Raw genomic sequence first — 18500 nt, 5'->3', positions numbered from 1 at the left:
TGAACTTTAAGATGGTGACTTGGCTGAATCAAGGCTATCTTGATCGGATTCGGCTAAGGGACCATTTTTGAGGAATCCCATGAAGCCGCTGTCGGCGTAAGCATCAGGTGGCACGTCATCCGTTAAGAGGGCCACATCCAATTCGGCTATATCGTTGATGCGGGAGTCTTGCTGCCATTGGGCGATACCAATCAGGCCAAAGACCAACACAATCAGTGGAGCAATCCAACCTACGTTATCCCAAAAAGAGCGTGAGCCTGAAGACCAGCTTCCAGTGGAACTGGTCAAAACATGCTGCTGAATGCGGATTTTTTCTGGTTTTTTAACAGAAATGGCCTTGAGGCGTGCTGCGTACAGACGATCTTTGATGCCTGCTGGTAAGGATTGGGATCCTTGGCGGAGCAGGGTGGCAGCAGCCAGGCCAAATTGGTCGGCTTCTGTTGGGTTTAGGATGTCTTCATTGCGGTTCACAGCGTAATTCCTTTTAATTTCAATGCTTTAGCTAGAGCCTGGGTGGCTCTTGAGCAGTGGGTTTTGACGCTTCCCTCGCTACAACTCATGGCAAGGGCAGTTTCAGTAATGCTCAGCTCATCCCAATAACGCATCAGGAAGGCTTCTCGTTGACGGGCAGGCAATTTTGATATTTCTGACTCCAGGGACTGCAATAGCTGACTACGTTCCAGCTTAAATGCACCATCTTGGTGAATTTCACTGTCATCTGGGGCTGAAAGTGACTCTAGGGGGTCAAAATCATCGTTTTCATCCGATTTCTTGCCCATATTGGAGAACAGGGTGACCCAGGTATTACGAACCTTTTGGCGTCTAAACCAGTCATGAATGCGGTTTTGCAGGATTCGGGTGAAAACGAGGGGTAGTTCTGCTGCGGGGCGGTCACCATACTTTTCAGCCAGCTTAATCATGGCATCCTGAACAATGTCTAAGGCGGCATCGTCATCTCGCACAGCGTAGACCGCTTGCTTAAAAGCGCGCTGCTCAACACTGCTCAGAAAGTCAGAAAGTTCTTGGGGTGAGGCCATTCAGTAGATTAGACCTGAATCAGATGGAATTCGTCTATTTTAGGGGATTGCTATAGAATATAGGGCTTACTACCTAGAATCTCATTCAAGAAGTGGTTTTTTCCGGTAGCAGCGCCGTTCGAACTCAGGCCACAAGCAGGAGACAGAACAGACCAAACAATTTTTTGCCGAAAATTGCAAAGGACGAAAGAAAAATGAATACAAGCAGCGCCGAATTTTTAGCTTCTAAAGCTAACCAAGACACAGCAAACCCAAATTCCACAGCGAATGCGCCTGAAATGATTGGTGCAGAAATGTTGGTACAGGCTTTGCACAAAGAGGGTGTTGAATTTGTTTGGGGTTACCCAGGCGGTTCTGTTCTCTTTATCTACGACGAAATTTTTAAGCAGGACAAGTTTGAACATATCCTTGTTCGCCATGAGCAAGCAGCAGTTCATGCGGCAGATGGCTATGCGCGTGCAACCGGTAAGGTTGGTGTCGCTCTAGTTACTTCAGGTCCTGGTGTAACCAATGCGGTTACCGGAATTGCTACTGCTTACACTGATTCGATCCCGATGGTGATCATCAGCGGTAACGTGCCAACGTACGCAATCGGTGAAGATGCTTTCCAAGAGGCGGATACTGTTGGCATTACTCGCCCAGTGGTGAAGCACAACTTCTTGGTAAAGGACGTCAGAGATCTTCCTTTGGTAATCAAGAAGGCTTTTCATATTGCACAAACAGGTCGCCCAGGCCCAGTGTTGATCGACATCCCTAAAGATGTATCCGCAGCCAAGGCACCATTTGTTTATCCAGAAACTTTGGAGATGCGTTCCTACAACCCTGTAATCAAAGGGCACAGTGGACAGATTCGTAAAGCGGTTTCTCTATTGCAAGAAGCAGAGCGCCCATACATCTATACCGGTGGCGGCATTATCTTGGCTGACGCTGCACCAGAGTTAAAAGAATTTGCTGATTTGCTAGGCTACCCAGTCACCAATACCTTGATGGGCCTCGGTGGCTTTCCTGGTACAAGCCCACAATTTTTGGGCATGCTAGGTATGCACGGTACTTACGAAGCCAATATGGCGATGCAACACAGCGATGTGTTGATTGCGATTGGTGCACGTTTTGATGACCGCGTGATTGGTAATACTGCTCACTTTGCAAGTCATCCACGCAAGATTATTCATATTGATATCGACCCATCCGTGATTTCTAAACGCGTGAAGGTAGATGTTCCTATCGTTGGCAATCTCAAAGAAGTATTGGTTGAGATGACTGCCCAGCTCAAAGCTGCTGGCCCGCGCAAGAATGATGCAAAGCTTGCGGCATGGTGGGAGCAGATTAATGAGTGGCGTAAAAAAGATTGTTTGAAGTACGACGAAGCTTCGCAAATCGTAAAACCTCAGTACGTAGTTCAGAAGTTGTGGGAGCTCACTGGTGGTGATGCCTTTATTTGTTCTGACGTTGGTCAGCATCAAATGTGGGCCGCTCAGTTCTACAAGTTCGATAAGCCACGTCGCTGGATTAACTCAGGCGGCCTGGGTACTATGGGCGTGGGTTTGCCTTACGCTATGGGTATCAAGAAGGCATTTCCTGAAAAAGATGTATTCACCATCACTGGTGAAGGCTCTATTCAGATGTGTATTCAAGAGCTGTCTACTTGCAAGCAGTACGACACGCCTGTGAAGATCGTGTCATTGAACAACCGTTACCTTGGTATGGTTCGTCAGTGGCAAGAGCTGACTTATAACAAGCGCTATTCCAGCTCTTATATGGATTCATTGCCAGACTTTGTGAAGTTGGCTGAGGCCTATGGACACGTTGGTATGCGTATCGAGAAGAAGTCTGATGTTGAGGGTGCGCTCAAAGAGGCGATTCGTTTAAAAGATCGCACTGTGTTTATGGATTTCCAGACAGACCCAGAAGAAAACGTTTGGCCTATGGTTCAAGCGGGTAAGGGTATTACTGAAATGCTTTTGGGTAGTGAGGATCTCTAATGCGACATATTATTTCTGTATTGATAGAGAACGAACCAGGTGCATTGTCCCGGGTTGTTGGCTTATTCTCTGCACGCGGTTACAACATTGAAACCTTAAGTGTTGCACCTACTGAAGATCCATCGCTTTCTCGCATGACGATTGTCACGATTGGTTCTGAGGATGTGATTGAGCAAATTACCAAACACTTAAATCGCTTGGTTGAAGTGGTTAAGGTTTTTGATTTGACTGAAGGCCCTCATATTGAGCGCGAGCTCATGATGATCAAAGTTCGCGCTGTTGGTAAAGAGCGTGAAGAGTTGAAACGTACAACGGATATCTTCCGTGGTCGCATCATCGATGTGACTGATAAGAGTTACACCATTGAATTAACTGGTGATGGTGCCAAATTAGATGCCTTTATTGATTCGATTGATCGTGCATCGATTCTGGAAACTGTCCGTTCGGGTGGTTCTGGTATTGGGCGCGGTGAACGTATCCTCAAGGTTTAATTTTTTTAACTGATTACTGAATTAACTACATTTTCAAAACAAGGAAAGAGCATGAAAGTTTTTTACGATAAAGACGCTGATTTGTCCCTCATTAAAGGCAAAAAAGTAACCATCATTGGTTATGGTTCACAAGGTCACGCACACGCATTGAATCTGAAAGATTCAGGCTGTAACGTTACTGTTGGTTTGCGTAAAGATGGTGCTTCTTGGAGCAAAGCTGCAAATGCTGGCTTGACAGTAAAAGAAGTTGGCGAAGCGGTTAAAGATGCTGATGTAGTCATGATGCTCTTGCCTGATGAGCAAATTGCTGACGTATACAACAAAGAAGTTCATCCTAATATTAAGCAGGGCGCTGCATTGGCATTCGCTCACGGCTTTAACGTTCACTACGGTCAAGTTCAGCCACGCGCTGACTTAGATGTGATCATGATTGCCCCTAAGGCACCGGGCCACACTGTTCGTGGTACTTACGCTCAAGGTGGCGGTGTTCCACATTTGATCGCTGTATACCAAGATAAATCTGGCTCTGCTCGTGATGTTGCTTTGTCATATGCAACAGCAAACGGCGGCGGTCGTGCCGGCATCATCGAAACTAACTTCCGTGAAGAAACTGAAACTGACTTGTTCGGTGAACAGGCTGTTCTTTGTGGTGGCGCAGTTGAATTGATCAAAGCCGGTTTCGAAACTTTGGTTGAAGCTGGTTACGCTCCTGAAATGGCTTACTTCGAGTGCTTGCATGAGCTCAAGTTGATTGTTGACTTGATCTACGAAGGTGGTATCGCCAACATGAACTACTCTATCTCTAACAATGCTGAGTACGGTGAGTATGTGACTGGCCCACGTGTTGTTACTGAAGATACCAAGAACGCAATGCGTCAGTGCTTGAAAGACATTCAGACTGGTGAGTACGCTAAGAGCTTCATCTTGGAAAACAAAGCAGGTGCGCCTACTTTGATTTCACGTCGTCGCTTGAATGCTGAGCATGACATCGAGGTAGTTGGTGCGAAGTTGCGCGCCATGATGCCTTGGATTGCGAAGAACAAGTTGGTTGACCAGACTAAGAACTAAGTAAGACATAAAGTCATAAATAAGCAGTTCATTAAATAAGGCTCAGAACAAAGATGATGTATCCGCACCCCATTATTGCGAAAGAAGGTTGGCCGTATTTGGCATTAGTGGGGGCTGTTACTTTGCTAGTCCACTATCTTGGTGGCATTGCATGGTCATGGCCTTTGTGGATCATCTTTATCTTTGTTCTGCAGTTCTTCCGCGATCCGCAGCGTATTGCTGCTATAGGTCGTGACTTAGTTTTATCTCCGGCTGACGGCCGTATCGTCGTGGTGGAAAAAGCCAATGATCCTTATGCGGGTCGTGAAGCTTTGAAGATTAGTGTTTTTATGAATGTATTTAACGTTCACTCCAACCGTAGCGCAGTGAACGGCCTGGTAAAAGAGATTCAATATTTCCCAGGCAAGTTTGTGAATGCCGATTTAGACAAAGCCTCCACTGAGAATGAGCGTAATGCCGTTGTGATTGATGCCAACGGTCAAATCGTGACATTGGTTCAGGTTGCAGGCCTGATTGCGCGACGCATTCTTTGCTATATCCATGTTGGCGATAGACTTAAAGCGGGTGAGCGTTATGGTTTTATTCGCTTTGGCTCTCGCGTAGATGTATATTTGCCATTAACAGCTGAACCTTTGGTCAGTGTTGGTGATAAAGTTTTTGCTACGAACACCGCATTAGCTCGCGTACCCGGCTTAGATTAATTAAGCCGCTTTAACTAGGGAATATTCTTTGAGTACATTTCGTCGTCGTGGCCGTATAGACCGTAGTCGCTTTGCTCCTAAACGGGCTGAGCGTTCCCAGGCTGAATGGGCTGAAGAGCTCAGCGATGGAATTGATTTCGAGGTAGAAGAGCTGCATGCGGATAAGCCGCGTCAACGCAGCAAAGGAATCTACCTACTACCTAACGCATTTACTACGGCGGCTTTATTCTGCGGCTTCTTTGCGATCGTTAATGCGATGAACCACCAGTTTGAGATGGCAGCTATTGCCATCTTTGCATCCCTAGTTTTGGATGGCATGGATGGTCGCGTTGCCCGTATGACCAACACCCAGAGCGCCTTCGGCGAGCAATATGACTCTTTGGCCGATATGGTGTCATTTGGAGTTGCCCCAGCCTTAGTTGCTTATGAGTGGGCTTTAAAAGATTTGGGTAAGTGGGGCTGGTTAGCCGCCTTTACTTATTGCGCAGGCGCTGCTTTGCGCTTGGCCCGATTTAACGTCAATACTGGCGTAGTTGATAAGAAGTTTTTTCAAGGTTTACCAAGCCCAGCGGCTGGTTCTTTGATGGCTGGTTTTATCTGGTTGGCCGATGACAATAAGATTCCTGTGCGTGACACGGCGATTCCTTGGATTACTTTCTTTATCGCTGTTTATGCTGGTTTAACCATGGTATCGAATGCCCGTTTTTACAGTGGCAAAGCCTTGGATGTTCGATACCGCGTACCTTTTGGTGTGATGGTCTTAATGATTCTGACCTTTGTCTTGATCTCCTCTAATCCACCCTTAACCTTGTTCGGCCTCTTTGTGGTGTATTCCATCTCCGGCTATGTAATTTGGGCTTGGGAGCATCTGAGTGGCCGTCGTTTTAGCTAATTTGGAATATTTAGGTTATATTTAATCCATGTTGATGAATTTCTCACTTATCTCGAACCTGCTTCTACTAGCACTAAGCCTACAGCTTGGGGCAGGTAAGGCCTGAGTTAATGAGATTAAAGTAATTCATTAGCCACGACATACCAGCCCCAGCAAATTGCTGGGGTTTTTGTTTCTAGATTCGCAATTGAGTAGTAAACATAATTAAGCAATACTGAACCGGAGAGTAGTGATGAGTGACAAAGTAATCATTTTTGATACCACCTTACGTGATGGCGAACAATCGCCTGGTGCCTCAATGACCAAGGATGAGAAGGTTCGTATTGCTCGCCAGTTGGAGCGCCTCAAGGTTGATGTGATCGAGGCTGGTTTTGCTGCGAGCTCTGAAGGTGACTTTCAGGCTATCTCGGCGGTAGCAGCAGCCGTGAAAGATTCCATCGTATGTTCACTTGCTCGTGCCAACGATAAAGACATAACTCGTGCAGCAGATGCCTTAAAAGCGGCTAACGCAAAACGCATTCATGCTTTCTTGGCAACCAGCCCATTGCATATGGCTGTGAAATTACGCATGTCTCCAGAAGAGGTTTTAGAGCAAGCTAAGCGTTCTATTCGCTTTGCCAGAAACTTGGCTGAGGATATCGAGTTTTCTGCAGAAGATGGCTATCGCTCAGAAATGGATTTCTTATGCAGAGTAGTGGAGGCAGTTATTAACGAAGGTGCGACCACCATCAATATTCCTGACACTGTAGGTTATGCCACGCCAGAGTTGTATGGTGAATTTATCAAGACCTTACGCACCCGTGTTCCGAATTCAGATAAAGCGATTTGGTCTGTGCATTGCCACAATGACTTGGGTATGGCTGTTGCCAACTCCTTAGCAGGCGTGAAGATTGGTGGCGCTCGACAAATTGAGTGCACCATTAACGGCTTAGGTGAGCGCGCTGGTAATACGGCCTTAGAAGAGATTGTGATGGCTTTGCGTACACGCAAGGATTACTTTGACATGGTATGCGGTATCGACGCCACTCAAATTGTTCCTGCTTCGAAGTTGGTCTCACAAATTACCGGTTTCGTAGTTCAGCCAAACAAGGCGGTCGTTGGTGCCAATGCATTTGCGCACACTTCTGGCATCCACCAAGATGGCATCTTAAAGAATCGCGATACCTATGAAATCATGCGCGCAGAAGATGTGGGTTGGGCAACCAATAAGATTGTGTTGGGCAAGTTGTCTGGCCGTAATGCCTTCAAGCAACGCTTACAGGAGTTGGGTATTGCGATTGAAGCTGAAGCTGATTTGAATGAAGCATTCGTACGATTCAAAGCATTAGCTGATCAAAAATCAGAAATCTTCGATGAAGATATTATTGCCATCATGTCCAATTCAGCCGCCGCTGAGGCGGGCGAGTTTTATAAGTTCATTTCTTTGAGTCAGCATTCTGAAACAGGCGAGCGTCCAAAGTCTAAGGTCACCTTCCGAGTGGGCGATAAAGAAGCGAGCTCTGAGGCTGAGGGTAATGGCCCAGTTGATGCTAGCTTGAATGCAATTGAAGAGATCGTGAAGAGTGGGGCGGAGCAGTTGCTCTATTCCGTGAATGCGATCACTTCAGGCACGCAATCTCAAGGTGAGGTTACTGTGCGACTCGCTAAAGGTGGACGCATCGTCAATGGTGTTGGCACTGATCCAGACATCATTGCTGCATCAGCGAAAGCTTACTTATCTGCATTGAATAAATTGCATGATCCTAGCCAAGCTAAGCTCAATGCGCAGATGACACCTTAATCATTCTTGGTGACATCCGCAGTATCTGAGCAATGCACCTCTTATTTATTGAGGTCTGTGTTCTTGTAGTACTTGGTGCCTTTGCCGGTGATTTCAGCGGCAAGGCCTGAGTCTGTAAGTTGATACATTAATACTCCAGGAGCGACTGTGGCTGCATCTTGGTAGGCATCCCCATTGCTTTCATACTTGGCAGCTGCAGTGACCTGACCGCCAAAGGTCCAGCCGGAATTCACGAAGTCATTTAAGGCTGCTTTTGTCTGAAATACAAAGATGTTCTGGAATGACTTAATTCCAAGGCCAAGGCCAGCCTGGACTTCGGCCATATTCATATAAATCGGCTTAACCCCATCCTTTTGAATAACAACGCCGCTACCCGTGCCTCCGCCTGCAACCAGAATCTTCATGCCAAAGTTGCTAAAGGTGGCGTACCCAACCGATTTTTCAATCACTTCTTTTGCCTTGGGCTGAACTTGGTATAGCGCCTTAAGGGTGTCATTGCTTGTTTTAAGAATGTCTTCCCGTTGCTGAGCAACTGTCTTTTGAGGGCCAAAAGGATTGGAAAATTGGGCAAAAGCAGAGTTGTTGAGGCAAAAAACACTCAAAACCAGGGTAAATATAGGGGTGGTGAGGCGATAAATTTTCATAACTTATTGATTTTATTAGTTAATTTTATTTTAAATGGGATTTGATTTGCTAGAGCATAGCAAGTTCTAGGTGAAGCAGCCCATTTTTTGACCTGTCTCTGCTACAATTCGAGGGCTTTGATTTTTAAAGCTTTTTTGTTTTATTTGATTAATTAATGCACGACACGGATTGGGTGAAAGCTCAAGTGTTCGCAAGTAAGGAGTATGAAAATGGCAGTTGCTGATATTAAAACGGCGGAAATCGTCAAAGAAAACGCGCGCAGCGCAAACGATACAGGTAGCCCTGAAGTTCAAGTTTCATTGCTAACAGCCCGTATCAATGAATTAACCCCCCATTTCAAAGCTAACGCTAAAGATCATCACAGCCGTCGTGGTTTGTTGAAGATGGTTTCACGCCGTCGCCGCCTCTTGGATTACCTCAAGGGCAAGGATTTGGGTCGCTATCGCGCATTGATCGAGAAATTAGGTCTCCGTAAGTAATTCTTATCGGTATTGCAATGCCATCTTTCTTAGGGTTGTTTCGTAACAGAATCAGTCTTAAGCAGATGGCATGTTTTTTGAGCGCTTCAAGATTATTTGTGTAGGGGATCGTGTCATTCCAATGAGTTTCTGGATTATTAAATCCAGTGTCTCCCTGGAATGGCATCCCTTGTGATCTTCAAACGCTCCAGTGTTGTCGTGACACTGCTTTATCCCACGGCAAGCGTGAAATCCATGTGGCTTTTACGTGAACAATTTGGAGAAGATCAGAATGACTATGTTTAAAAAAGTAGTAAAGACGTTTCAATGGGGCAACCATCAAGTAACAATGGAAACAGGCGAGATCGCTCGTCAATCTGGTGGTGCTGTCATCGTTAACGTGGATGACACCGTAGTAATGGGCACAGTAGTTGCCTCTAAATCAGCCAAGCCAGGCCAGTCATTTTTCCCATTGACTGTTGATTACCTCGAAAAAACTTACGCCGCAGGAAAAATTCCTGGTGGCTTCTTCCGCCGTGAAGGTCGTCCATCAGAAGGTGAGACATTGATCTCCCGTTTGATCGATCGTCCATTGCGTCCATTGTTTCCAGAAGGCTTCTTGAATGAAGTTCAGGTAGTAGTTCATGTGCTGTCTATCAACCCAGACGTTCCTGCTGATATTCCTGCATTGATCGCTGCTTCTGCAGCTTTGGCTGTTTCAGGTATTCCATTTGCTGGCCCAGTTGGCGCAGCACGTGTTGGTTACGCTAACGGTCAATACCTCTTGAACCCAACTCGTACAGAGCAAGCTACTAGCGAGATGGATTTGATTGTTGCTGGTACACAAGCTGCTGTATTGATGGTTGAGTCAGAAGCTAATCAGTTATCAGAAGAAATCATGTTGGGCGCTGTTGTATATGGTCATGACCAAATGCAAACTGCAATCAATGCAATTAACGAATTAGTGACTGAAGCTGGCAAGCCAGAGTGGGATTGGACTGCTACTCCTAAAGATGAGCCATTCATCGCTAAGGTAACTGCATTGGCTGAAGCGCCATTGCGTGAGGCTTATCAGATTCGTCAAAAAGGTGCTCGTTCAGACAAGCTCAAAGAAATCACTAAAACAGTGGTAGCTAAGTTACAAGAAGAGGGTGATGTTGACGCTGTTGCCGTTAACGACATCTTGTTTGAAATCGAAGCGAAGATTGTTCGTAGCCAAATTTTGAATGGCGAGCCACGTATTGATGGTCGTGATACACGTACCGTTCGTCCGATCGAAATTCGTAATGGCGTATTGCCACGCACACACGGTTCAGCATTGTTTACCCGTGGTGAGACACAGGCTCTCGTAGTAGCTACTCTAGGTACTGCACGTGATGAACAGATCATTGACGCGCTCGAAGGTGAGTACCGTGATCGCTTTATGTTCCACTACAACATGCCTCCGTTCGCTACTGGCGAAACAGGTCGTGTAGGTAGCCCTAAGCGTCGTGAAATTGGTCACGGTCGTTTGGCTAAACGTGCATTGATCCCAGTATTGCCAAGCGCAGAAGATTTCGCATACAGCATTCGTGTGGTTTCAGAAATCACTGAGTCCAATGGTTCTTCATCCATGGCTTCCGTTTGCGGCGGCTGTTTAGCAATGATGGACGCTGGTGTTCCAGTTAAAGCGCACGTTGCTGGTGTTGCAATGGGCTTGATTTTGGATGGCAATCGTTTTGCTGTCTTGACAGACATCTTGGGTGACGAAGATCACTTAGGTGATATGGACTTTAAAGTAGCTGGTACTGCTAACGGTATTACTGCTTTGCAAATGGACATTAAAGTTCAAGGCATCACTAAAGAAATTATGCAAGTTGCATTGGCCCAAGCTAAAGAGGGCCGTTTGCACATTTTGAGCAAGATGCAAGAAGCAATGGGTTCAGTTCGCACTGAATTGTCTGCACATGCTCCACGTATGGTTTCTTTCAAGATTCATCCAGACAAGATTCGTGAAGTCATCGGTAAGGGCGGCGCAACAATTCAAGCCTTGACTAAAGAAACTGGTTGCAGCATCGACATTAAAGATGACGGTACTGTAACAATCGCTTCTACTTCTGCTGAAGGCATGGCTGAAGCGAAAGCACGTATCGAAGGCATCACTGCTGAAGCTGAAGTAGGCAAGATCTACGAAGGTCCAGTTGTGAAATTGCTCGAGTTCGGTGCTTTGGTAAACATTCTTCCAGGTAAAGACGGTCTCTTGCACATCTCTGAAATTTCCAATGAGCGTGTAAAAGAAGTTAAAGACTACCTAGCAGAAGGCCAAGTGGTTCGCGTGAAGTTGTTGGCTGCTGATGAGCGTGGTCGTTTGCGTTTATCTCTCAAGGCTGCGATGGCTGATGAAGGTGGCACGATTGCTCCTTTGGCTGGCACTAGCGAAGCTACTGCTGAAGCAGCTCCTGCATCTGGCGAAACTGCTTAAGTAAAGTAAGCGAGCGGGGATTCATATGCGCGTAATGGAAATCAAAGAATTTGGCGCACCAGAAATGCTGGTGTCTGCCACTCGTCCAGATCCAGTGGCTCCGGCTGCTGGTACGGGTGAGATTTTGATTAAGGTGATTGCTGCTGGGATTAATCGCCCAGACGTTTTACAACGAAAAGGCCATTACCCAGTTCCTGCAGGCGCATCGGATATTCCCGGCCTCGAAGTGGCTGGCGAGATTGTTGGTGGTGACCTAGCTCATGCTGACAATCTGTTTGGCCTGAAAGTTGGCGATAAGGTTTGTGCGCTTGTGCAGGGTGGCGGTTACGCAGAACTGTGTACTGCTCCCATTGCGCAATGCTTGCCTTACCCAAAAGGATTTACCGATCAAGAAGCAGCCTCATTGCCTGAAACTTTTTACACCGTGTGGAGCAACGTCTTCATGCGTGGTGAGTTGTCTGAAGGTGAAACTTTGTTGGTACAGGGCGGTTCGAGTGGCATTGGTGTAACTGCCATTTTGATAGCCAAAGCTTTAGGTCATAAAGTATTTGTTACCGCCGGAACTGATGAGAAGTGCGCAGCTTGCGTAGCTTTAGGTGCTGACTTGGCGATCAATTACAAGACACAAGACTTTGTAGAAGAAGTAAAGAAAGCTACAGATGGCAAAGGTGTCAATGTAGTGCTCGACATGGTCACTGGTGCTTACGTACAAAAAGAAATTGATTGCTTAGCTGACGATGGTCGTATCGTGATCATTGCGATCATGGGTGGATCAAAAGCAGAAGTAAACACTGGTCAAATTTTGCGTCGCCGTTTAACCATCACTGGTTCAACATTGCGCCCACGTCCAGTGTCATTCAAGAAACAAATTACCCAGCAGTTGCATGCACGCATCTGGCCCTTGTTAGATGCAGGCAAGTTAAAGCCGGTGATTTATAAAACATTTACCTTGGACCAAGCTGCGGATGCCCATCGTTTGATGGAGTCTTCTGAGCACGTTGGCAAGATAGTGTTAACTGTTTAAGTATTGAGCTAGATTTAATGCGTCCACTCACTGTTATCGGCAACTGGAAAATGAATGGCAGTCTTGCGAGCAACGCAGACTGGGTCAAGACCGTTTGTCATGGGATGGAGCAGGGCATGCCAGCAGGCCGTAAGTATGCAGTCTGCGTGCCAGCGCCTTATTTATCGCAGTGTGGTGAATTGATTCAAGAATGCTCACTCGCTTTTTTAAGCTTGGGTGCTCAGGATGCATCGGCTTATGCTGCTGGAGCTTATACCGGCGAGGTTGCCGCATCCATGCTCAAAGAATTACATTGCGCTTACGTGATTGTTGGGCACTCTGAGCGTCGTCAGCACCACCATGAGGCTGATGAGCAGGTTGCTGAGAAAGCCCTTCAGGTGCTTGATAGCGGCATGACTCCGGTGATTTGTGTTGGTGAGTCTGCGGATGAGCGTAACTCGGGTCGTGAGGTTGAGGTGGTTAGAGGTCAAATTTCAAGGCAAGTTGCTGTCTTGCAAGACCGTTTGGCTGACTGCCTCATTGCTTATGAGCCTATTTGGGCGATTGGTACGGGGAAGGTGGCAAGCGCTCAGATGGCTCAGGATATGCACCGAGCAATTCGCTTGCAGCTAGCGGAATTTGATGAAGATGTAGCGTCCCATGTGGGAATTTTGTATGGCGGCAGTGTTAAACCGGACAATGCCGTTGAATTGTTTGCAATGCCAGATATTGATGGCGGATTGATTGGGGGTGCTTCATTGAACCCGCAGGATTTTCTCGCTATTTGTCAGGCCTAGATTTTTTATTTGGAGATAAGCCATGGAATGGTTTAAGACTTTATTGATCGTTTTGCAGGTTATTTCAGCTTTGGCTGTGATCTTGCTTGTGTTGCTTCAGCAGGGTAAAGGTGCCGATATGGGCGCTGCATTTGGCTCAGGATCTTCTGGTAGCCTGTTTGGCGCCAGTGGCTCAGCCAATTTCCTCTCCCACACAACCGCCATTTTTGCTGCAGTCTTCTTTGTCTGCACTTTGGGGATTACCTGGATTGGTAATAAGAAGGAAGTTAGCCCTGGTATTTTGTCTGGAACCGTTGCTCCTGTCGTAGCTCCCGCTGCTGCACCAGCTGCCCCAGTTCAGGACCCCACTAAGCCAGCAGTTCCAAAGTAAAAAAGTAGGAATTCAGCACTTTCTACCCCTGTTTTCGGGGTAGTTCAGTGGTGCAATGCAGTAGAATTGACAGGTTTTACAAGATGCCGACGTGGTGAAATTGGTAGACACGCTATCTTGAGGGGGTAGTGGCTTAGGCTGTGCGAGTTCGAGTCTCGCCGTCGGCACCAAATTGTAAAATTTGTAGGGGTTTATGCTGTAAATCAACGTTTTATGTAGTGGATTAATTGATAATTTGCTGTATCTAAAGATTTGTCAGACGAACGACTCAGGACCATTTTGAATCTCGCTAATTACTTTCCTGTTCTTCTTTTTATCCTCGTAGGTATTGGGGTGGGTTTAGTCCCCATGTTCCTCGGAAAAATTTTGGCTCCTTCGAAGCCAGATGCTGAAAAACTGTCGCCATACGAGTGCGGTTTTGAGGCCTTCGAAGATGCGCGTATGAAGTTCGACGTGCGCTACTACCTTATTGCCATCCTATTTATCTTGTTTGACTTAGAAACTGCATTCCTTTTCCCATGGGGTGTGGCTCTTCGTGATATCGGCTGGTTCGGCTACGCCTCTATGGTGATTTTCTTACTGGAATTCATCGTTGGCTTTGTATATATCTGGAAAAAGGGCGCTCTCGACTGGGAGTGATAGATATGGCATTAGAAGGCGTTCTCAAAGAAGGATTTGTTACCACTACTGCAGACCAGTTAATCAACTGGACGCGTAATGGCTCTTTATGGCCAATGACATTTGGTCTTGCTTGTTGCGCTGTAGAAATGATGCACGCAGGCGCATCCCGTTACGACTTGGATCGATTTGGTGTGGTTTTCCGCCCATCCCCGCGTCAGTCTGACCTCATGATTGTTGCTGGTACCTTGTGTAACAAGATGGCTCCAGCGCTCCGTAAGGTTTATGACCAAATGCCTGAGCCACGTTGGGTTATCTCGATGGGTTCTTGTGCCAATGGTGGTGGTTACTACCATAACTCGTATTCAGTAGTTCGCGGTTGCGACCGCATCGTGCCAGTTGATATTTATGTTCCTGGCTGTCCTCCAACTGCAGAAGCGCTGATCTATGGAATCATTCAGTTGCAATCCAAGATCGCTCGCACCAGCACGATTGCGCGGAAGGCTTAAACCATGTCAGATCGTTTAGTTCAACTCGCTGCCAATCTAGAAAAAGTTTTAGGTAAGCGTGCGCAATCTATTGAGATTGCTTTGGGTGAAGTGACTGTTGTTGTAAATGCAGATACCTATTTTGAATCCGCTATGTTGTTGCGTGATGAGCCATCACTGGCTTTTGAGCAGCTAATTGATTTGTGCGGCGTGGATTATCAAGATTTCCGCGAAGGGCAGTGGGGTGGTCAGCGCTTTGGTGTTGTATCTCATCTCTTGTCTATCGAACATAACTGGCGCTTGCGTGTACGCGTGTTCGCACCAGAAGATGCGTATCCAGTGGTTGCTTCGCTAACTCCAGTTTGGGCAGCTGCTAACTGGTTTGAACGTGAAGCGTTTGATCTCTATGGCATCTTGTTTGATGGTCATGAAGACTTGCGTCGCATCTTGACTGACTACGGTTTCATTGGTCACCCATTTAGAAAAGATTTCCCAATTTCTGGCAACGTAGAAATGCGTTATGACCCAGAGTTAAAGCGTGTTGTGTATCAGCCTGTCACGATTGAAGCGCGTGAAATCACGCCACGTATCGTGCGCGAAGAGCAGTACGGAGGTCCGGTTTAAGTCATGGCACAAATTAAGAACTACACCCTCAATTTCGGTCCTCAGCATCCTGCGGCACACGGCGTATTGCGTCTGGTGTTAGAGCTCGACGGTGAGGTCATTCAGCGCGCTGATCCGCACATTGGTTTATTGCATCGCGCTACAGAAAAATTAGCTGAGACACGTACTTGGATTCAGAACGTTCCTTATATGGATCGTTTGGACTATGTATCGATGATGTCAAACGAGCACGCTTATGTAATGGCGATTGAAAAATTGCTACAAGTAGACGTGCCAGAACGCGCTCAATATATTCGCGTGATGTTTGACGAGTTAACTCGTTTACTCAATCACCTCTTGTGGATTGGTTGTCACGGTTTAGACGTTGGCGCCATGGCCGTATTCTTGTACGCATTCCGTGATCGTGAAGATATTTTTGATATGTACGAAGCCGTTTCTGGTGCTCGTATGCATGCTGCTTACTATCGTCCAGGCGGCGTCTATCGCGACCTGCCAACACAGATGGCGCAGTACTCCAAGTCGAAGATTCGTAGTGCTTCTGCAATCAAGCGTTTGAATGAAAACCGCAGCGGCACATTGCTTGATTTCATTGAACAGTTCTCAAATGGTTTTGATGCCAACGTAGATGAGTATTGCAATCTCTTAACGGATAACCGTATTTGGAAACAACGTTTAGTAGGCATTGGCGTTGTTTCACCTGAGCGTGCTTTGCAGCTCGGTTTCACTGGCCCAATGCTTCGTGGTTCTGGTATTGAGTGGGACTTACGCAAAAAGCAACCCTACGAGACCTATGACAAACTCGACTTTGACATTCCAGTTGGTGTGAATGGTGATTCTTATGATCGCTATTTAGTGCGCATGGAAGAAATGCGTCAATCCAATCGCATCATTAAACAGTGCTTGGCTTGGCTCAAAGCAAATGATGGTCCTGTCATGAGCGACAACCATAAAGTGTCTCCACCAAAGCGTGTAGACATGAAGACCAATATGGAAGAGTTGATTCACCATTTCAAACTCTTTACTGAAGGTATGCACGTTCCTGATGGTGAGGCTTACTCTGCTGTTGAGCATCCAAAAGGTGAGTTTGGTATCTACTTGATTTCTGATGGTGCAAATAAGCCATACCGCATGAAGATTCGTGCGCCAGGTTTTGTGCATCTATCCGCGATGGATGAGATGTCACGCGGCCACATGTTGGCTGATGCTGTAACCATTATTGGTACCCAAGATATTGTGTTCGGGGAGATTGACCGCTAATACAGCGCGCCAAGGATTAATTCATGACAACAACTCTTCAACTTTCAGACAAAACGCTCGCAGATATTGCGCGCAATGTCGCGAAATACCCGCCAGAACAAAAGCAATCTGCCGTGATGGCCTCTTTGATTGCTGCCCAAACTGAAGTAGGTTGGGTTTCACCAGAGGTGATTGAAACTGTCGCCCAGATTTTAGAAATGCCAACCATTGCGGTTGATGAAGTAGCTACTTTCTACAACATGTACGACACCAAAAAAATTGGTAAATACAAGTTGGTGATTTGCACAAACTTGCCTTGCCAGTTGACTCATGGTGAGACTGCTGCAACGTATTTAAAAGAAACGCTTGGCATTGGTTACAACGAGACAACTCCTTGTGGCACTTTCACCCTTAAAGAGGGTGAGTGCATGGGTGCTTGCGGCGATTCACCGGTGATGTTGGTGAATAACAAGCGTATGTGCAGCTTCATGAGTAAAGAAAAGATTGACGCTCTCTTAAATGAGCTCCGTGCAGAAGGGAAAGCAGCATGACCAGCTTGCACGATAGACACATTAAGCCTTTAATTCTTGCTGGATTGAATGGTGAGAACTGGCGTTTAAAAGATTACGAAAGCCGTGGCGGATATCAGCAGCTGCGTCGCATCATCAATGATAAAGTTGCGCCAGACGCCATCATTGCTGAATTAAAAGCTTCATCATTACGTGGTCGTGGAGGCGCAGGCTTCCCAACTGGATTGAAGTGGAGCTTTATGCCCCGTCAATTCCCTGGCCAAAAGTATTTGGTTTGTAATAGTGACGAAGGTGAGCCTGGTACATTTAAAGACCGCGACATCATGCGTTACAACCCACATGCCTTGATTGAGGGCATGATTATTGGTGCCTACACCATGGGCATTACTGTGGGTTATAACTATATCCACGGCGAAATCTGGGAAGTCTATTCTCGTTTCGAAGAAGCACTTGAAGAAGCCCGTGCCGCCGGATATCTTGGCGACAAAATCATGGGAAGTGATTTCAACTTCCAATTGCATGCTGCTCCAGGTTGGGGTGCATACATCTGTGGTGAAGAAACTGCTTTGCTGGAGTCTCTTGAGGGTAAGAAGGGTCAGCCACGCTTCAAGCCACCATTCCCAGCAAGCTTTGGTTTGTATGGCAAGCCAACTACGATCAATAACACGGAAACATTTGCTGCTGTGCCATTCATTATGGCAATTGGTGGTCCAGCGTATTTAGAGTTGGGCAAGCCAAATAACGGCGGTACGAAGATTTTCTCTATTTCTGGTGATGTTACTTATCCAGGTAACTACGAGATTCCATTAGGCACTCCATTTGCTGAGCTGTTGAAGCTTGCCGGTGGTATGCGTGATGGCATCCCATTGAAAGCGGTAATTCCTGGTGGATCTTCTTCACCAGTTATTCCTGGCGCAGAGATGATGACTCTCACAATGGATTACGACAGCATTGCGAAAGCAGGTTCGATGCTGGGATCTGGTGCTGTGATTGTGATGAATGAAACACGTTGTATGGTTCGCGCCTTAGAGCGTCTGTCTTACTTCTATCACGAAGAATCTTGCGGTCAGTGCACCCCATGTCGTGAAGGTACTGGCTGGTTGTGGCGCATTGTTCACCGTATTGAGCATGGTGAAGGGCGTCCAGAAGATTTGGATTTATTGAACGATGTAGCGGCAAACATTCAAGGTCGCACGATTTGCGCCTTAGGTGATGCAGCTGCAATGCCGGTTCGTGGCATGTTGAAGCATTACATGGATGAATTTGCGTATCACGTAGAACATAAGCGCTGCTTAGATTCTGCAAAACCTTTATAAGAC

20 protein-coding genes and 1 tRNA gene are annotated in these 18500 nt (G+C 46.6%); 18 read left to right on the top strand and 3 right to left on the bottom strand.

Annotated elements, in window-relative coordinates; genetic code table 11:
• Positions 1–6: 6 nt before the first annotated feature.
• Together ICN30_RS01350 and ICN30_RS01345 are read right to left on the bottom strand one after the other, a co-directional pair.
• Positions 7–471: a DUF3619 family protein gene (locus ICN30_RS01350; protein ID WP_216272724.1), complete on the bottom strand. Its 465-nt coding sequence runs from the start codon at positions 469–471 to the stop codon at positions 7–9.
• On the bottom strand, positions 468–1037 hold the full coding sequence (locus ICN30_RS01345) for an RNA polymerase sigma factor (RefSeq protein ID WP_215326823.1): 570 nt from the start codon (positions 1035–1037) through the stop codon (positions 468–470). The genes ICN30_RS01350 and ICN30_RS01345 overlap by 4 nt, the downstream gene beginning before the upstream one ends.
• 194 nt (positions 1038–1231) lie before the next feature.
• Here ICN30_RS01345 and ICN30_RS01340 point away from each other — a divergent pair, with 194 nt between their 5' ends.
• The 6 genes from ICN30_RS01340 (at position 1232) to ICN30_RS01315 (ending at position 7951) form a co-directional block, all read left to right on the top strand.
• Positions 1232–3019 carry an acetolactate synthase 3 catalytic subunit gene (locus ICN30_RS01340; RefSeq protein WP_216272722.1) on the top strand — a complete coding sequence of 596 codons (1788 nt, stop codon included), beginning with the start codon at positions 1232–1234 and terminating at the stop codon, positions 3017–3019.
• On the top strand, positions 3019–3510 hold the full coding sequence (gene ilvN, locus ICN30_RS01335) for an acetolactate synthase small subunit (protein ID WP_015420909.1): 492 nt from the start codon (positions 3019–3021) through the stop codon (positions 3508–3510). The genes ICN30_RS01340 and ilvN overlap by 1 nt, the downstream gene beginning before the upstream one ends.
• A gap of 51 nt (positions 3511–3561) precedes the next feature.
• On the top strand, positions 3562–4578 hold the full coding sequence (ilvC, locus tag ICN30_RS01330) for a ketol-acid reductoisomerase (protein ID WP_216133084.1): 1017 nt from the start codon (positions 3562–3564) through the stop codon (positions 4576–4578).
• Positions 4579–4631: 53 nt separating this feature from the next.
• Positions 4632–5279: a phosphatidylserine decarboxylase gene (locus tag ICN30_RS01325; RefSeq protein WP_215387640.1), complete on the top strand. Its 648-nt coding sequence runs from the start codon at positions 4632–4634 to the stop codon at positions 5277–5279.
• A gap of 28 nt (positions 5280–5307) precedes the next feature.
• The gene (pssA, locus tag ICN30_RS01320) at positions 5308–6171 is read left to right on the top strand and encodes a CDP-diacylglycerol--serine O-phosphatidyltransferase (protein WP_216272720.1); all 864 of its coding nucleotides are present in this window, start codon (positions 5308–5310) and stop codon (positions 6169–6171) included.
• Positions 6172–6403: 232 nt separating this feature from the next.
• Entirely contained in the window at positions 6404–7951 is a 1548-nt protein-coding gene (locus ICN30_RS01315; protein ID WP_216272718.1) for a 2-isopropylmalate synthase, read from the top strand.
• A 41-nt stretch (positions 7952–7992) separates the two neighbouring features.
• Here the strand turns inward: ICN30_RS01315 and ICN30_RS01310 are convergent, their stop codons facing one another.
• The gene (locus tag ICN30_RS01310; protein WP_216272716.1) at positions 7993–8595 is read right to left on the bottom strand and encodes a YSC84-related protein; all 603 of its coding nucleotides are present in this window, start codon (positions 8593–8595) and stop codon (positions 7993–7995) included.
• Positions 8596–8805: 210 nt separating this feature from the next.
• On the opposite strand from ICN30_RS01310, the gene rpsO reads away from it, so the two are divergent.
• From rpsO to nuoF, 12 genes are all read left to right on the top strand, one after another.
• Positions 8806–9075 (top strand): 30S ribosomal protein S15, encoded by a 270-nt coding sequence (rpsO, locus tag ICN30_RS01305; RefSeq protein WP_015420915.1) that lies wholly within the window; start codon positions 8806–8808, stop codon positions 9073–9075.
• 271 nt (positions 9076–9346) lie between these two features.
• Complete coding sequence (pnp, locus tag ICN30_RS01300; protein WP_216272714.1) at positions 9347–11515, top strand: polyribonucleotide nucleotidyltransferase; 2169 nt, start codon at positions 9347–9349, stop codon at positions 11513–11515.
• Positions 11516–11540: 25 nt separating this feature from the next.
• Positions 11541–12539: an NAD(P)H-quinone oxidoreductase gene (locus ICN30_RS01295; protein WP_216229353.1), complete on the top strand. Its 999-nt coding sequence runs from the start codon at positions 11541–11543 to the stop codon at positions 12537–12539.
• A 17-nt stretch (positions 12540–12556) separates the two neighbouring features.
• Positions 12557–13315 (top strand): triose-phosphate isomerase, encoded by a 759-nt coding sequence (gene tpiA, locus ICN30_RS01290; RefSeq protein ID WP_216272712.1) that lies wholly within the window; start codon positions 12557–12559, stop codon positions 13313–13315.
• Positions 13316–13337: 22 nt separating this feature from the next.
• A complete protein-coding gene (secG, locus tag ICN30_RS01285) occupies positions 13338–13685 on the top strand; it encodes a preprotein translocase subunit SecG (RefSeq protein ID WP_216229355.1) in 348 nt (115 codons plus the stop codon).
• 85 nt (positions 13686–13770) lie between these two features.
• Positions 13771–13855 (top strand) — tRNA-Leu (locus ICN30_RS01280).
• Positions 13856–13964: 109 nt separating this feature from the next.
• On the top strand, positions 13965–14324 hold the full coding sequence (locus ICN30_RS01275; RefSeq protein WP_011902892.1) for an NADH-quinone oxidoreductase subunit A: 360 nt from the start codon (positions 13965–13967) through the stop codon (positions 14322–14324).
• A gap of 5 nt (positions 14325–14329) precedes the next feature.
• Positions 14330–14812 (top strand): NADH-quinone oxidoreductase subunit B family protein, encoded by a 483-nt coding sequence (locus tag ICN30_RS01270; protein WP_011902891.1) that lies wholly within the window; start codon positions 14330–14332, stop codon positions 14810–14812.
• A gap of 3 nt (positions 14813–14815) precedes the next feature.
• Positions 14816–15415 (top strand): NADH-quinone oxidoreductase subunit C, encoded by a 600-nt coding sequence (locus ICN30_RS01265; RefSeq protein ID WP_216272710.1) that lies wholly within the window; start codon positions 14816–14818, stop codon positions 15413–15415.
• 3 nt (positions 15416–15418) lie between these two features.
• A complete protein-coding gene (locus ICN30_RS01260) occupies positions 15419–16672 on the top strand; it encodes an NADH-quinone oxidoreductase subunit D (RefSeq protein ID WP_216272709.1) in 1254 nt (417 codons plus the stop codon).
• A 23-nt stretch (positions 16673–16695) separates the two neighbouring features.
• Positions 16696–17202: an NADH-quinone oxidoreductase subunit NuoE gene (nuoE, locus tag ICN30_RS01255; protein WP_216272707.1), complete on the top strand. Its 507-nt coding sequence runs from the start codon at positions 16696–16698 to the stop codon at positions 17200–17202.
• A complete protein-coding gene (nuoF, locus tag ICN30_RS01250) occupies positions 17199–18497 on the top strand; it encodes an NADH-quinone oxidoreductase subunit NuoF (RefSeq protein WP_216272705.1) in 1299 nt (432 codons plus the stop codon). Before nuoE ends, nuoF begins: the two co-directional genes overlap by 4 nt.
• Positions 18498–18500: the final 3 nt, after the last annotated feature.

The sequence above is a fragment of the Polynucleobacter sp. 31A-FELB genome (assembly GCF_018882405.1).
In the GTDB taxonomy this organism is placed as follows: domain Bacteria; phylum Pseudomonadota; class Gammaproteobacteria; order Burkholderiales; family Burkholderiaceae; genus Polynucleobacter.
This window is presented reverse-complemented; position numbering and strand designations above follow the sequence as displayed.